The organism is uncultured Paenibacillus sp. (genome assembly GCF_963515335.1).
Classification (GTDB): domain Bacteria; phylum Bacillota; class Bacilli; order Paenibacillales; family Paenibacillaceae; genus Paenibacillus_I.
Genome location: NZ_CAUPYC010000011.1, coordinates 67505 through 81064, shown reverse-complemented (window position 1 = coordinate 81064; position 13560 = coordinate 67505). Strand labels below are relative to the sequence as shown.

At 58.4% G+C, this 13560-nt stretch carries 14 protein-coding genes; 12 read left to right on the top strand and 2 right to left on the bottom strand.

What is annotated here, in order from left to right:
• Positions 1-63: 63 nt before the first annotated feature.
• Positions 64-1059 carry a flotillin-like protein FloA gene (floA, locus tag RWM61_RS06320; protein ID WP_313998615.1) on the top strand — a complete coding sequence of 332 codons (996 nt, stop codon included), beginning with the start codon at positions 64-66 and terminating at the stop codon, positions 1057-1059.
• 39 nt (positions 1060-1098) lie between these two features.
• Positions 1099-1755, top strand: a complete 657-nt coding sequence (locus tag RWM61_RS06315; protein WP_313998613.1) for a hypothetical protein — start codon at positions 1099-1101, stop codon at positions 1753-1755.
• 181 nt (positions 1756-1936) lie between these two features.
• Here the strand turns inward: RWM61_RS06315 and RWM61_RS06310 are convergent, their stop codons facing one another.
• Together RWM61_RS06310 and RWM61_RS06305 are read right to left on the bottom strand one after the other, a co-directional pair.
• Entirely contained in the window at positions 1937-2599 is a 663-nt protein-coding gene (locus tag RWM61_RS06310) for a hypothetical protein (RefSeq protein WP_313998611.1), read from the bottom strand.
• 145 nt (positions 2600-2744) lie between these two features.
• Positions 2745-4364 carry a transposase gene (locus RWM61_RS06305; protein WP_313998608.1) on the bottom strand — a complete coding sequence of 540 codons (1620 nt, stop codon included), beginning with the start codon at positions 4362-4364 and terminating at the stop codon, positions 2745-2747.
• A 741-nt stretch (positions 4365-5105) separates the two neighbouring features.
• On the opposite strand from RWM61_RS06305, the gene yqfC reads away from it, so the two are divergent.
• The 10 genes from yqfC (at position 5106) to recO (ending at position 13218) form a co-directional block, all read left to right on the top strand.
• A complete protein-coding gene (yqfC, locus tag RWM61_RS06300) occupies positions 5106-5384 on the top strand; it encodes a sporulation protein YqfC (protein ID WP_313998606.1) in 279 nt (92 codons plus the stop codon).
• 14 nt (positions 5385-5398) lie between these two features.
• Positions 5399-6592 carry a sporulation protein YqfD gene (yqfD, locus tag RWM61_RS06295; protein ID WP_313998604.1) on the top strand — a complete coding sequence of 398 codons (1194 nt, stop codon included), beginning with the start codon at positions 5399-5401 and terminating at the stop codon, positions 6590-6592.
• 4 nt (positions 6593-6596) lie between these two features.
• Positions 6597-7664 carry a PhoH family protein gene (locus tag RWM61_RS06290; RefSeq protein WP_313998602.1) on the top strand — a complete coding sequence of 356 codons (1068 nt, stop codon included), beginning with the start codon at positions 6597-6599 and terminating at the stop codon, positions 7662-7664.
• Positions 7651-9900 (top strand): HDIG domain-containing metalloprotein, encoded by a 2250-nt coding sequence (locus tag RWM61_RS06285; protein ID WP_313998599.1) that lies wholly within the window; start codon positions 7651-7653, stop codon positions 9898-9900. Before RWM61_RS06290 ends, RWM61_RS06285 begins: the two co-directional genes overlap by 14 nt.
• Positions 9897-10394, top strand: coding sequence for an rRNA maturation RNase YbeY (gene ybeY, locus RWM61_RS06280; RefSeq protein WP_313998597.1), 498 nt, complete (start codon positions 9897-9899; stop codon positions 10392-10394). The genes RWM61_RS06285 and ybeY overlap by 4 nt, the downstream gene beginning before the upstream one ends.
• Positions 10394-10765 carry a diacylglycerol kinase family protein gene (locus RWM61_RS06275; protein ID WP_313998595.1) on the top strand — a complete coding sequence of 124 codons (372 nt, stop codon included), beginning with the start codon at positions 10394-10396 and terminating at the stop codon, positions 10763-10765. The genes ybeY and RWM61_RS06275 overlap by 1 nt, the downstream gene beginning before the upstream one ends.
• Before the next feature lie 30 nt (positions 10766-10795).
• A complete protein-coding gene (gene cdd, locus RWM61_RS06270) occupies positions 10796-11254 on the top strand; it encodes a cytidine deaminase (RefSeq protein ID WP_313998593.1) in 459 nt (152 codons plus the stop codon).
• Entirely contained in the window at positions 11251-12177 is a 927-nt protein-coding gene (era, locus tag RWM61_RS06265; RefSeq protein ID WP_313998591.1) for a GTPase Era, read from the top strand. The genes cdd and era overlap by 4 nt, the downstream gene beginning before the upstream one ends.
• A 77-nt stretch (positions 12178-12254) precedes the next feature.
• On the top strand, positions 12255-12410 hold the full coding sequence (locus RWM61_RS06260; RefSeq protein WP_313998589.1) for a YqzL family protein: 156 nt from the start codon (positions 12255-12257) through the stop codon (positions 12408-12410).
• Between the two features lie 34 nt (positions 12411-12444).
• Positions 12445-13218: a DNA repair protein RecO gene (gene recO / locus RWM61_RS06255; protein WP_313998587.1), complete on the top strand. Its 774-nt coding sequence runs from the start codon at positions 12445-12447 to the stop codon at positions 13216-13218.
• The last annotated feature ends 342 nt before the right edge of the window (positions 13219-13560 follow it).

The following is a 13560-nucleotide window of genomic DNA, read 5'->3' as shown; positions in this document are numbered from 1 at the left end:
AATACTGAGAATGAGCGAGAAAACAGGAGAAAACATTACTTTATAGTGGGAGGTTTTCGTTACATGGAAGGTTTGGATCCGGCAATCGCTTATTTACTGATCGGCGTCGTCGCTTTTATCGTGTTAGTCGTATTTCTCAGCTTTTTCCCGGTCATGCTGTGGATTTCGGCGCTCGCTTCGGGCGTCCGGATCGGCATTATTACGCTGGTGGCCATGCGGCTCCGCCGCGTTGTGCCGAGCAGAATCGTCAACCCGATGATCAAGGCGACGAAAGCCGGTCTGGGCCTCACGATCAATCAGTTGGAAAGCCATTTCCTGGCGGGCGGCAACGTCGACCGGGTCGTCAATGCTCTGATCGCCGCGCAGCGGGCGAACATTCCGCTTGAATTTTCGCGGGCGGCCGCGATCGATCTGGCCGGACGCGACGTGCTGCAGGCGGTCCAGATGAGCGTCAACCCGCGTGTTATTGAGACGCCGATTGTCGCGGCGGTGGCCAAAGACGGCATTGAAGTGAAGGTAAAGGCGCGCGTCACGGTGAGGGCGAACATCGACCGTCTGGTCGGCGGCGCCGGGGAGGAAACGATTATTGCGCGCGTCGGCGAGGGGATCGTCACGACCGTCGGTTCATCGGCTTCGCATAAGGATGTATTGGAAAATCCGGATCTCATCTCCCGAACCGTTCTGGGCAAAGGGCTCGATGCGGGCACGGCTTTCGAGATTCTGTCGATCGATATCGCGGACGTGGATGTAGGCAAAAATATCGGCGCCCATTTGCAGACCGAGCAGGCCGAAGCCGACAAGCAGATCGCCCAAGCGAAAGCCGAGGAGCGCCGTGCGATGGCCGTCGCTCTCGAGCAGGAGATGAAAGCGCGGGTCGTCGAGATGCGGGCGCGCGTCGTCGAATCCGAGTCGCAGGTTCCGCTTGCCATGGCGGATGCGCTGAAGAGCGGCAAGCTGGGCGTCATGGATTATATGAATATGAAAAATATCGAGGCGGATACGCAGATGCGCGGTTCGATCGGCAAGCCGTCGGATTCCGGCCGCGGGGATAAGGAGTAAGGATGGAAGCATTCTTGCTTTTGCTTCGGAGGTGAGAGCATGGAGAGGCTGATCGCATTTTTGCTGGACAATTTCTTTATCGTCATCGTCATAATCGGCTTCCTGCTGTCGATGTTCGGCAAGTTGGGCAAGCCGGGAACGGGCCGCATGCCCGATTTCGGCGGAGGCGGGCAGCCGCCGACCCGCGGAGCGACGCGGCCAGCGAGACCGATCCCGGGGCCTGAGCAGCCGACGCGGCCGGCATCGGATCCGCAGCGGCAAGCGTCGCGGCCGGTGAGCCCGGTCCCGGGGGCTGCGCAGCCGGGGAGGCCCGTATCGGCGCCGCCGCAGCCGCAAGCGCGGGAGGCGCGGCCTTTGGGGGAGCGGCCGGCGTGGCCCGCACAATCGGAGGAGCCGGTGCGGCGAATGCGGCCGGCCGAAGCGGGTACAGCTTACGCAGCGATGACGGCGGAGGCACCCGGTGAAGGCGAATGGGGCGGAGAAGGCGGAGACTCGGGCCGGCATTCCAAGCTGACCCGCACGCCGTCGGTCAAGCCGCGTACTGCGTCCCTCCCGTCGGCCTCGCCGGCGCTTTCCTCCATTCACGATGCATTGGAGAACGCCGACGTGAACGAGCTGCGCAAAGGGTTGATCTGGGCCGAGGTTCTGGGCCCGCCGCGCGCCAAGCGGCCGTTCGTGCGCGGGAGAAACGGATAGCGATAGAGCGGTGGGCGGCGGCAAACGGCTATAGGCGCTATGTCGATGGCGTACTTCGAGGGGCGTATAGCAAGAGGCATATCGCAAAATAGATATCGCAACAGGCATAGCGCGGGCAGGCATACCGTGGGCAGGCATACCGCAGAACCGGCCGAACGGGCAGCGCCCGTCCGGCCGGTTCTCATTCTAAGTAGCCGCGCAGACGATAATGGCGCGTCCGGAGTTGTTCTTTTTGGCTTTCAAACACGCCCTCTTCCGATAGCCGCTTCATCCACATGGCAGCCGACCGGTTGCTGACCCCGAAATCGGCGGCCACCTCCGCAGGCTTGACCGTACCGTTCCGTTGTGCCGCGATTTGGACAATTCTCCGCGTGCGCAGGCTCCATTTTTCCCGTTCGTTCAGCGAGTGGTTGCCTTGCGTAAGCGACCACCAATGTCCCACGGCCTGTTTAAGCTGACGCTGGCAAATTTGCGGGCGTTTCTCGACCTGGCGCCCGGAGAACCGCAGAACAAGCCAGCCGGAAAGAATCATGTCGTTCTGCCTGGAAAGATGGTCGTCGAAGTCGCCGGGCGAGATCTCGCGCGCATGGGATGTGAAGTCGTCGATTTCAATCAACAAACGAATGCCGTTTCGAACATACACGAAATCGGCGAAACGCTGCCCGCCCTTCGCGTCCTTAAAAGGATACTCCGCCTTGAGTCCCTCGAAATTGTATTGGAAGGCGGGTCCCCATACCTTTTCCAGGAAGGAAATTTCCGCCTTTCCGAGTTTGCGCCTGTACGAGCCGTTTAACAGTGCCTCCCTCTCGAATTGTTCGATAAAAGCCTGCAATTGATGATGCATGTTTTGTGCCTCCTTTTAGAATAAAAAAACCCGATGACAGAAAAAGCCTGTCATCGGGTATGCTTTACGCCGAAACATTTCACCTTGATTATAGCCCATCGGCTTCCTTTTGGCAACCTTTACCTTCACATTCTGAAAAGATAACTTAAGGCGAACGGTGAAGTGTTCGTCGAAAAGACGGTGATTTTGTGGCGGATTGAACCTTCATTTGGCCACCCATTAGTTGTACAAAGTCCATGAGGTGGACAATGCCGTAGTAGATGCCGCAAAAGACAATGACCTGATCTTGGTTTTCTTGAACGAGCCGACGACGCCAATTTCGAATGCCTATTGTTGGTGAAAGAGAAGAAGGCCGGTCCTGCGCTTCGCCCTCGTCCTCTTCTTGGGAACGGTAAGCGGTCGTGAGCGCCATGGTTAAAAACGTCATGTACACATGTGAAATCACACCATTTTCCGTTCGCGTTGGTGCGTGCTGAAGATTCCAGCCTTGTTTGCCTTCGCGGAAAAGCAAGTTTTCAATCAGGCTGCGGTCATCGTAATCATCATACGCCTCAAAAGGATGCTCGACCGATCCATTGGTGAGGAAGACGGGCCATTGTTCCGGCTTGATGAACTCATTACGGTACTGCCTGACCACAACCGCGTTGATCTTGCTTCCGACATCGTTCTTTCGGTTTACCTTGACCGGTTTTTCCGGATCCCGGTAGGCGTTATAACTCGTCAAGTCAGTGACACCCGTGATTTGGGTGACTTGTAACGATTCCGTTTTGTGCTTACCTCGCCCGGTTGTCTTTGCCTCTTCGCGTATCTCGGTGATGCCCATATCAGCCAACGCTAAACGGCGGGCATCCTCCGTAATATCCATGTTCGATTTAGCAGGAACCACAAACGTGATCTTTTGCCCAGTCAGCCAGTATAACGTAGCGCCATCCAGAAAGCCTCGATCCATCAGGATTTTTGTCAACTGACTGTATGTTCCCAAATTGCGCTGAGCCTGCTCGATCAGCGTACGGGCATAGGAAGACTCGTGTTCGTGGATCGGAACAACTTTAACTGCAATTGGAATTTCCGTATGTCGATCAAACAACGCGATGGCTTTCCAACCATAAAGGATGCATTCAACTTCCTTGATTCCGGTCTTCTTCTGTTCCTTCTTTTTACGCCTTACCATCCCGGCACCTTTATAAGTCGGTGTCGTTTCGATGTCGGTACCATCCACGATGCCTGTCACTTTTTTGTGAAACACGCCGCTTGCGGCCAAGAGCGCGATATCGGTATTGAAGAGCTGTTCCATCTCTTGTGGTGTCGCCATCGTCATAAATTCGGCTAGTGTTTGATGGGTAAATGGGCTGGCGGGCTTTGTTCCTTCCTTGCGTTTGCCTGCGCCGCGGTCACAGTAGCCTTCTTCCAGGACAAACGCCGAGAAGCCCAGCGTTCGCATGATGCCCTGATCGCTGAAAAGCAGCGCGGGTAGGCTTCTCATTGATGTGACGGCCAATAAGGTTTTCGCCATGTAGGTCACCAGAAAGTAATAAAAGGGAATCATCACTCGCTGATATTGGCTCGCTCGGAAATCGGAAAACGACTTCAAGACGCCGATTTCGGACAAATACGCCATAAAGTGATCCAGAACCGCTTCATCTTCTAAGTTATGGATGCTATCCATGGTCTTGGTGGTTCTTACGATTTGAGCAACCTGCTCATCGTCTCGAATTGCCGGAGCAAATGTAAAACGATCTTTTAGTGCTTCTGTAAATGAGCTCATGGACATCCCTCATTCCAAAGTGTTTGGAATGAACACTTTCGCTCATCTTTGTTTGTTTCCTTTTTCCAAAGGCTTTTTCGACCAAAGTTCTCATCATTCTCCGGCAAGTTCGCTATGTTATCTTTTCAGTTTACATTTTCAGCAGCCTCCCTTCCGGGAGGCCCTTTTGATCGATTTGCCGCTTCGATAATGGAAGTCCACAAATCGGTATCATTGAACTATATGCGCTAATAAGGAAATATGTTCGCTATTTTAAAGCGCCTGCACCGGAAAGGGTAGCGTTAGTGAAATCTTTTCTCTATTAATGACTTTAAGTTCGTTATTAGGGAAGAAAGTTCACTATAATGTGCAGTCAGTGAAGATCTCTATTATTGAGAGAAGCAAGTTCACAAATAGCGAAGATATTTCCTTAAATTTGAGAGTGGGGGCGGATGTGAGCCAGAAGCCGGGAGTGTAATGCAACGCGGGCTGAGGTGAACCAGCAGCATGGAGTGATCCCGCTGGGCGGACAGAGGTGAGCCAGAAGCGGAGAGTGTAATGCAACGCGCCAGCAGCGGGGTGTTGCTTCCGCGCGGGCGGACGCGCCAGCAACGGGGAGGCTTCCGCGCGGGCGGAGACGCCAGCAGCGGGGAGGCTTCCGCTGCGCGGGCGCGCTGGCGACGAGGAGTTCTCCCCGCCCCTCATAAAAACGCACGGCCGCGCATATTTTGGTAAGGTACGGGGGGAGGGGTGGCATTCGCCATGCGTCGACTGAGCTTACGGATACGCAAATGGACCGCCGACATGCTCGATCTTCCCCAGGATGTCGTGTTTGACCTGCCCCGCCTGACGATGATCGGCGACAGGCAGCTGTATATCGAAAACCACCGCGGCGTTATTCATTTCTCACCGGATAGGCTGCGGCTCGCGCTGCCCAAAGGCGAGCTTGAGGTGTTCGGCTCCGGCCTCGTCATTCGGGGCATATGGACGGAGGAAGTGTTTGTGGAAGGCGTTATTACGCAAGTTCATATAAACGGGTAGGAGGCATGGAACGGATGAAGGTGACGTGGCTCGATTCAATGCGCGGCGCAGTGACGGTTCGGATCCGGGGGAAGGCGGTTGAGGGGTTCGTCAACCTGGCGGCCGCCGAAGGCGTGCGGCTGCTTTCGCTGCGCAGGACAAGCATGGGCGAGGCGGAATGCGAGGTGACGCTGCGCGACTTTTTCCGCCTCCGGCCGCTGCTTCGGCAGACCGGCTGCCGGCTGCGCGTACTCCGTCGCCATGGGCTGCCTTTTGCGCTGGCCAAGCTGGAGCGGAGAAAATTTTTCGCGCTGGGGCTGGCTTTTTTTATCGTCGGCATGTACATGCTCTCCTCGCTTGTCTGGTCGGTCGAGGTGCGGGGCAACGCCGCCATCCCGTCCGAGCGCGTGCTGGAAGCGGCCAAGCGGGAAGGGATATACCCTTTTCAGTGGTCGTTCCGGCTGAAGGAGGCGGATGTCGTCTCCAAGCGGCTGATGGCCGCCCTTCCCGGAACCGCCTGGATCGGCGTCGAGAAGCGCGGCACGAAAATTACGATCCGAGTCGTGGAATCGACCGTGCCCGACGCACGGCCGCTCATGAATCCCCGCCATCTCGTCTCGACCAACGATGCCGTTGTCACGCGCATTATGGCGGAACGGGGGCGACCGGTCGTCAAGGAGAACACCCGTGTGAAAAAAGGGGATGTGCTCATCTCCGGCATTCTCGGAGATGAGCAAAACACCGAAACGGTGGTCGCGGAAGGCGTCGTCAGAGGGCTTGTCTGGCACGAGTACGAAATCGTATCGCCGCTTATCCGCAAGGTTAAGACCTATACCGGGGCCCGCCAGGTGCAGTGGTACGGCGTGGCGTTCGGGCGGGCGCTGCAGGTGAGCGGATACGGCAAGACGCCGTTCGCCAAATATGAGACGTTGCGCAGGGAAGAGCGGATGACCTGGCGGGGCATCGAGCTGCCGCTGGGCAGGATGAAACAATCGCAGCTCGAAGTTCGTTATGAAGAAAGAGCGGTATCCGAAGCCGAAGCGAAGGCCGAGGGACTGCTGCAGGCGAGGGCCGATATTCTTGCGAAAGCAGGCCCGGATGCGGTCATCGTGGGCCAAAACCTTTTGCATGAAAAGGCCGACAATGGTAAAGTTTATATGAAAGTGCTTTTCGAAGTGGAGCAGTCCATCGTCGAAGAATGGCCTTTAGTCCATATACAAGGAGAATGAAGATTTGCAGGAAAAGACGGGAATCGTCAAAATTCCGCTGGGGAGCGCCGCGGAGGGGCTGGCGGTATTCGGCCCGCAGGACAAATATTTGCGTCTAGTAGAGAGCCGGACCGACGCGGAAATCCGCTCGCGTGAGGCGGAAATCGTAATATCGGGCACCGAGAGCGAGCTTGCCGTGCTGGAGCAGCTTTACACGGTGCTGCTGCAGCTTGCAAGAGGCGGCTACAATCTTTCGGAACGCGACATCATGTATGCGCTTGAGCTTGCCCGCGAGCTTCAGGCCGAAGAACTGCTCGATTTGTTCAAATCCGTCATTACGACGACCAGCAAAGGAAAGCCGATTCAGGTCAAAACGCTCGGCCAACGTCATTATGTATCCGAAATCCGCAAGAAGGACATCGTGTTCGGCATCGGCCCGGCGGGCACCGGCAAAACGTACCTCGCCGTCGTGCTGGCCGTCGTGGCCCTTAAGGAAAACAAAGTGAAACGGATCATTCTGACGCGGCCGGCGGTCGAAGCCGGCGAAAGCCTGGGCTTCCTGCCGGGCGACTTGCAGGAGAAGGTCGATCCTTATTTGCGCCCGCTCTACGACGCGCTGCACGACGTGCTCGGACCGGAGCAGTCGGCCAAGGCGTTCGAACGCGGCATTATCGAGGTCGCGCCGCTTGCCTACATGCGCGGGCGGACGCTTGACGATTCGTTCATCATTTTGGACGAAGCGCAGAACACGACCCCCGAGCAGATGAAAATGTTTCTGACGCGGCTCGGCTTCGGCTCCAAAATGGTCATTACCGGAGACGTCACCCAAATCGACCTGCCGCGCGGCAAAAATTCGGGATTGATCGAGGCCAAACGCATTTTGCAGGGTATCCAGGAAATCGGATTCATCTCCTTCTCGGAATCGGATGTCGTCCGCCATTCCCTGGTCCAGAAAATCATTACGGCCTACGAACGGGAAACGGAGCATCGGCCGCAACGAGCCCGAGCCCGTCCCGCGCCGGCCGCCGGCGGCCCGTACCCGGTTGACGGCGTTTCGTTTGGAGAGGGAGGAAAGCCGTATGAACCGCAATAGAATCTCCAATCGGGCGGCGGCGCTGTCGTCCAGAGCGGCGGGATGGAAGCAAGGCCCCGGCATTCGCTGGGTGCTGCTGTTTTTGTTCATGCTGCTCTTTTATTTCGTACTCGCGCCGCACCTGATTCCGAAAACTTACGACATTCAATTGAATACGGTGGCGAGCCGCGACATCGTAGCGCCCAAGCAATGGGAGGATATGTCCGCGACGCTCAAGGCGCAGGAGCAGGCGGCCGAGAACGTCGAACCCAAATATTCGATCGTCGCGCTGCGCAATGAAGGGCTGATCGACCAGATTTTTACGCGGATGGAGCAGCTCAACGCCGAGGACAAGGTGACGTTCCAGAACAAGGTGGATATTTACCGCCGGGAAATACCGGACCGCTATAACGCCTTCGTCGACAGCTTCGTCCGCGCCAACGCCGGCTCCGATGCGTATAATCCAACGCTGCTGCAGGAAATGGCGGCGCGCGTGAAGGAACAGGCTTATCCGATCACGGAGGAAACGTACTACAAGCTTCCGCTGCTCAGCGCGGCCCAGATTGCCGAGATGCGCACGGTCGCCTACGAGACGGTCCGCAAGCTGATGGCGGAGCAGCTGCCGGATGCCGAGACGGCCCGCACGAAGGTGGCCGAGCTCGTCAATACGAGTCCCTTGTCGGAGCGGACGACCCGCGAGATCGTCGCGGAGCTGTCCCGCTATGCGATCATGCCGAACCGCTTCTACGACAAGGTGGCGACGGAAGAGGCGAAGGTGAAGGCGAAGGAAGATACGCCGCCCGTCGTGATCAAGGAAGGCGATGTCGTCGTGCAAAGCGGCCAGCTGATCACGCCGGAAATATATGAGCGGCTGGACGCGCTGGGCTTGCTGAAGGACGAGAAAAATTACTGGCCGAACCTGGGCCTGCTGACGGTTTCGCTGCTCTCCGTGCTTGTCTTGTACGGTTATCTGGCCCAGTGGGGCATCATGAACGGCGGACCGAACCGGTCGTACCATAATGCGCAGCTGCTGATGCTGTGGCTGATTTTTGCCCTGAACCTGCTGACGATGGCGGTCATCGCGCTCATTCAAACGAATGACATGCCCTATATCGGGTTTCTCGCGCCGGCGGCCATGGGTACCATATTGATTGCGCTGCTGCTGGATACGCATCTCGCCATAATCAGCTCGTTCCTGTTTGCGGTGTTCGGGAGTGTCATGTTCAACCAGGACAATGACCACATTTTCGATTTCAACTTCGGGTTTGTGATCGCCGCCGCTTCGTTTGCCGCGATTTTTGCGGTCCACCGGGCGAGCCAGCGATCTACGCTGCTCAAAGCGGGCATTATGGCCAGCCTGTTCGGAGCCGTCGCGGTGCTGGCGCTCCTGACCTTCGGCGAATCGCCGGCGCGGACCGAAATTTTGCCGGCGGCCGGATTCGCTTTTGCCGGAGGACTGCTCACGGCCATTCTGGTGATCGGCTTGATGCCGTTTTTCGAGATCACGTTCGGCATTCTGTCGGCGCTCAAGCTGGTCGAGCTGTCCAATCCGAATCATCCGCTGCTGCGGAAGCTGCTGACCGAGACGCCGGGCACGTATCATCACAGCGTCATGGTGGGCAACCTGTCGGAAGCCGCGGCGGAGGCGGTCGGGGCGAACGGCCTGCTGTGCCGGGTCGGTTCGTTCTACCACGATATCGGCAAAACGAAGCGGCCGAGCTATTTTATCGAAAACCAGACGGCCATCGAGAATCCGCATGATTCCATCGACCCGAAGCTGAGCAAGTCGATCATCATCGCGCACGCGCGCGACGGGGTGGACATGCTGAAGGCGCACAACATTCCGAAGCCGCTCCGCGACATTGCCGAGCAGCATCACGGCACGACCTGCCTGAAGTATTTTTACCACAAGGCGGTTAAGCAAGCGGAGGCCGACGGTGTGGAACCGGATTTCAGCGAGGATGATTTCCGCTATCCGGGACCGAAAGCGCAGTCGAAGGAGGCGGCGATCGTCGGCATCGCCGATTGTGTCGAAGCGGCGGTGCGAAGCCTGCGCAATCCGACGATGGAGCATATCGAGACGATGATCCACAAAATCATCAAAAACCGGCTGGACGACAATCAGTTCAACGAGTGCGACCTGACGCTGAAGGAGCTCGACCGCATCGCCCAAACCCTGAAGGAAACGGTCGTCGGCATTTTTCACTCGCGCATCGAATACCCGGAAGAAGTCAAACCGAAGGAGCGGCTGGGATGAGCTTGCATTTGGAATGGAGCAACGAACAGGACAAGATCGACATACCGGACGCCTGGATCGCGCGGCTGAAGCAGCTGCTGCAATTGGCCGGCGAAGCCGAAAATGTGGCGGAAGGCGAGGTGGCGCTCACCTTCACGGACGACGAGGAAATTCACCGGCTGAACCGCGAGTACCGGGGCATCGACCGTCCGACGGACGTGCTGTCCTTTGCGATGCAGGAAGAGACGGTGGACGAGCCGGAAATCACGTTCGAGGTCGAGGATGAATCGGAGGAGGACCCGTTATCGGGTTTGCTCGGCGATATCGTCATCTCGGTGGAAAGGGCTAAGGCGCAGAGCGAGGATTACGGACATTCGCTGGAGCGGGAGGTGGGATTCCTGTTCGTCCACGGTTTTCTCCACCTGCTCGGCTACGACCATGAGAGCGAGGCGGAGGAAGCTGAAATGACGGCCAAGCAGGAAGCGGTCCTGCAGACAGCGGGGCTGACCCGCTGATGAACCGGTTTTTCGACAGCTTTCGTTACGCGGGGCAAGGAATCGCGCTTGCGCTGCGCACGGAGCGGAACCTGCGCTTTCACGTCTGCGCGGCGGCGGCCGTAAGTCTGATATCCGCGTTTCTGGGCTTGTCCCGCTTGGAATGGGCGGCGGTGCTGGGCGCGTGCGCTTTGGTCATCACCGCGGAGCTGGTGAATACGGCCGTCGAGCGGGCCGTCGATCTGGCGGCGCAGCAAATCCATCCGGTCGCCAAGGCGGCGAAGGATACGGCGGCCGGCGGGGTGCTCGCCGCCGCGTTCTTTGCCGTCCTGATCGGGCTGCTCGTAATCGGTCCGCATGTATGGCGGCTGCTTGCCGCGTGGGCGCAATAAACACTTGTCACTACATACGGAGGCGTAATCATGACGAATCGCTTATCGCCGGAGGAGCTCCGGCAGTTGATCGAGGCGGCGAAAGAAGCCCGCGGCCGCGCCTATATCCCCTATTCGGGCTTCGGTGTCGGCGCGGCGCTTCTCGACGCGGACGGGCATATTCATTACGGCTGCAACGTGGAGAATGCGGCTTTCGGCCCGACGAACTGCGCCGAGCGTACCGCCATGTTCCGCGCCGTGGCGGACGGCCATGCGCCGCGCTCGTTCCGCGGCATGGCCGTTGTCGCCGACACGCCGGGACCTGTGTCGCCCTGCGGCACATGCCGCCAGGTGATGGCCGAGCTTTGCGGGCCGGATATGCCGGTATGGCTGACCAGCATGAAGGGCGATGTCGTCGAAACGACCGTCTCGGCGCTGCTGCCCGGCGCGTTCCTGCTTGACGGGGACGGGGCGGCCGGCGCCTTCTCGAAGGGGGAGATGAACGGATGACCAACCGGAATAACGGCTCCGGCGGGGACAAGAAGGCGTTCCGGTCGGGTTTCGTGGCGATCGTCGGGCGTCCGAACGTCGGCAAGTCGACGCTGATGAACGGCCTGATCGGGCAGAAAATCGCCATCATGTCGGACAAGCCCCAGACGACGCGCAACAAAATTCACGGCGTCTATACGACGGACGATGCGCAGATCGTGTTTCTCGACACGCCGGGCATCCATAAACCGAATTCCAAGCTCGGCGATTTCATGAACCAATCGGCCGAAAGCGCGCTTTCCGAAGTGGAGGCGATTCTGTTCCTGACCGACGTGTCGGAAGAGCTTGGCGGCGGCGACCGCTTTATTATCGAGCGCCTCAAGAAATCGGGCACGCCGGTCATTCTCGTGCTGAACAAAATCGACAAGGTGCATCCGGAAGCGCTGCTGCCGGTCATTGCGAAATACCGGGAGCTGCACGATTTTGCCGAAATCGTCCCGATCTCCGCCCTGCAGGGCAGCAACGTCGAGACGCTGCTCGGGCAGGTTATCAAATATTTGCCGGAGGGTCCGCAATATTACCCGGCCGATCAGGTGACGGACCATCCCGAGCAATTTGTTGTGGCGGAGCTGATCCGGGAGAAAATATTGCATCTCACGCGTGAGGAGGTTCCGCACTCGATCGCGGTTACGATCGAGGATATGCGCGTTCAGGATAACGGCGTCGTGTATATCGGGGCGGTCATTTTCGTCGAGCGGGATTCGCAGAAGGGAATCGTCATCGGCAAGCAGGGCGCGCTGCTCAAGGAAGTAGGCAAGCTTGCGCGCCACGACATCGAAACGCTGCTGGGGTCGCGAACGTTTCTCGAGCTGTGGGTCAAGGTCAAGAAGGATTGGCGCAATCACGATCGCGTCCTGAAGGACCTCGGCTTCCGGCACGATTGATTGGTCGGAATATCCTCGGATAGTCTCGGTGCGGAAGTCGTATCCTAACTGCAGCACCGGAGAGAGGATGATCCCGCATGCGCGATTTTTCTTGGACGTACTTTACGTTGACCGGAGATGTGGACGCTTTTTTGCTGTATAGACAAATGGATCAATTGAAGGCGTCCGAAGGCGCGGACGGTCCCGACGACGCCTTCGACGCGTTTGACGAATGGGAGGATGCGGACGGTTGACGCCATCCTCCCGCCAAGGCGAGGGGAGACGCTGTTGCTGCACCGTGTGGAAGGCCTTATCATTCGCTCGATGGATTACGGGGAAGGCAACAAAATCGTGACGCTGCTCACCGATAGGAACGGCAAGGTCGGCGTGCTGATCCGGGGCGCGAAAAAACCGAAAAGCCGGCACGGCTCGCTTGCTCAGCCTTTTACGCACGGCGAGTTCGTGTTTTTTCGGACAAGCGGGCTCGGCACGCTCAATAGCGGCGAGATCATCGCCTCGCACCATAAGCTGCGCGAGGAGTTGGATTTGGCCGCGTACGCCTCGTATGCCGCCGAGATAACGGACCGCTCCCTGCAGGATGAGGAGGCGGGCAGCTTCCTGTTCGAGCAGCTTAACGCGCTGTTCGGCGGGCTTGAGGAGGGCAAGGACCCGTCGGTTCTGATCCATCTCTACGAGATGAAAATTTTGCAAGCGGCCGGTTATTCGCCCGTCCTTGACGCCTGCGCTTCATGCGGGCGCAAGGAAGGGCCTTTTGCGTTGAGCGCCCGGCTCGGCGGACTGCTCTGCCCGCAGTGCCGGCACGCCGATCCGCAGGCGATGAAGCCCGGAGACGGCGCTTTGAAGCTGATGCGCCTGTTCGCGGGCATGGATATGCGCCGGCTCGGCGCGGTTCAGGTGAAGCCGGAGACGAAGCGGGAGCTGAAAGCGTGCATGCGGGCCTTGCTGGACACGCACCTCGGCCTGCAGCTCAAAACGCGCGCGTTTCTCGATTCGTTGGACGCGCTGCGGCCGCCCGAAGACGACGGGAAGCCTCGTGTTTGACAACGTAAAACATTAGGGGTAAACTATCTTATTATGAATAACGGACGATGATGGAGAAAGTAGTCGGCGGCGGCGGCGCCAAGCGAGTCGGGGGAGGTGCGAGCCCGGTGGTCCCGCGCAGGCGAAACGGCGCTCCGGAGTGCGCATGAACAATCAAGGGGGCTTCGCCGCTCGGCGGCAGGCCAAGTAGGGTGGAACCGCGGGATCGCTCCCGTCCCTACGTCTGGAGACAGGCGTAGGGACGGGAGTTTTTTGCGCATCCGCGCGGACCGTCGGCCGCCGTCCTGCTCCGGCCGCCAGCCCCCGGCAAGAGGGCAATCCGATGAAAGAGGGAGTGTGCAA

What these genes read in the sequence shown, in the direction of transcription:
- floA (WP_313998615.1), top strand. Translation starts at nt 64, where the DNA reads ATGGAAGGTTTGGATCCGGCAATCGCTTATTTACTGATCGGCGTCGTC.
- RWM61_RS06315 (WP_313998613.1), top strand. Translation starts at nt 1,099, where the DNA reads ATGGAGAGGCTGATCGCATTTTTGCTGGACAATTTCTTTATCGTCATC.
- RWM61_RS06310 (WP_313998611.1), bottom strand. Translation starts at nt 2,599, where the DNA reads ATGCATCATCAATTGCAGGCTTTTATCGAACAATTCGAGAGGGAGGCA.
- RWM61_RS06305 (WP_313998608.1), bottom strand. Translation starts at nt 4,364, where the DNA reads ATGAGCTCATTTACAGAAGCACTAAAAGATCGTTTTACATTTGCTCCG.
- yqfC (WP_313998606.1), top strand. Translation starts at nt 5,106, where the DNA reads ATGCGTCGACTGAGCTTACGGATACGCAAATGGACCGCCGACATGCTC.
- yqfD (WP_313998604.1), top strand. Translation starts at nt 5,399, where the DNA reads ATGAAGGTGACGTGGCTCGATTCAATGCGCGGCGCAGTGACGGTTCGG.
- RWM61_RS06285 (WP_313998599.1), top strand. Translation starts at nt 7,651, where the DNA reads ATGAACCGCAATAGAATCTCCAATCGGGCGGCGGCGCTGTCGTCCAGA.
- ybeY (WP_313998597.1), top strand. Translation starts at nt 9,897, where the DNA reads ATGAGCTTGCATTTGGAATGGAGCAACGAACAGGACAAGATCGACATA.
- RWM61_RS06275 (WP_313998595.1), top strand. Translation starts at nt 10,394, where the DNA reads ATGAACCGGTTTTTCGACAGCTTTCGTTACGCGGGGCAAGGAATCGCG.
- cdd (WP_313998593.1), top strand. Translation starts at nt 10,796, where the DNA reads ATGACGAATCGCTTATCGCCGGAGGAGCTCCGGCAGTTGATCGAGGCG.
- era (WP_313998591.1), top strand. Translation starts at nt 11,251, where the DNA reads ATGACCAACCGGAATAACGGCTCCGGCGGGGACAAGAAGGCGTTCCGG.
- RWM61_RS06260 (WP_313998589.1), top strand. Translation starts at nt 12,255, where the DNA reads ATGCGCGATTTTTCTTGGACGTACTTTACGTTGACCGGAGATGTGGAC.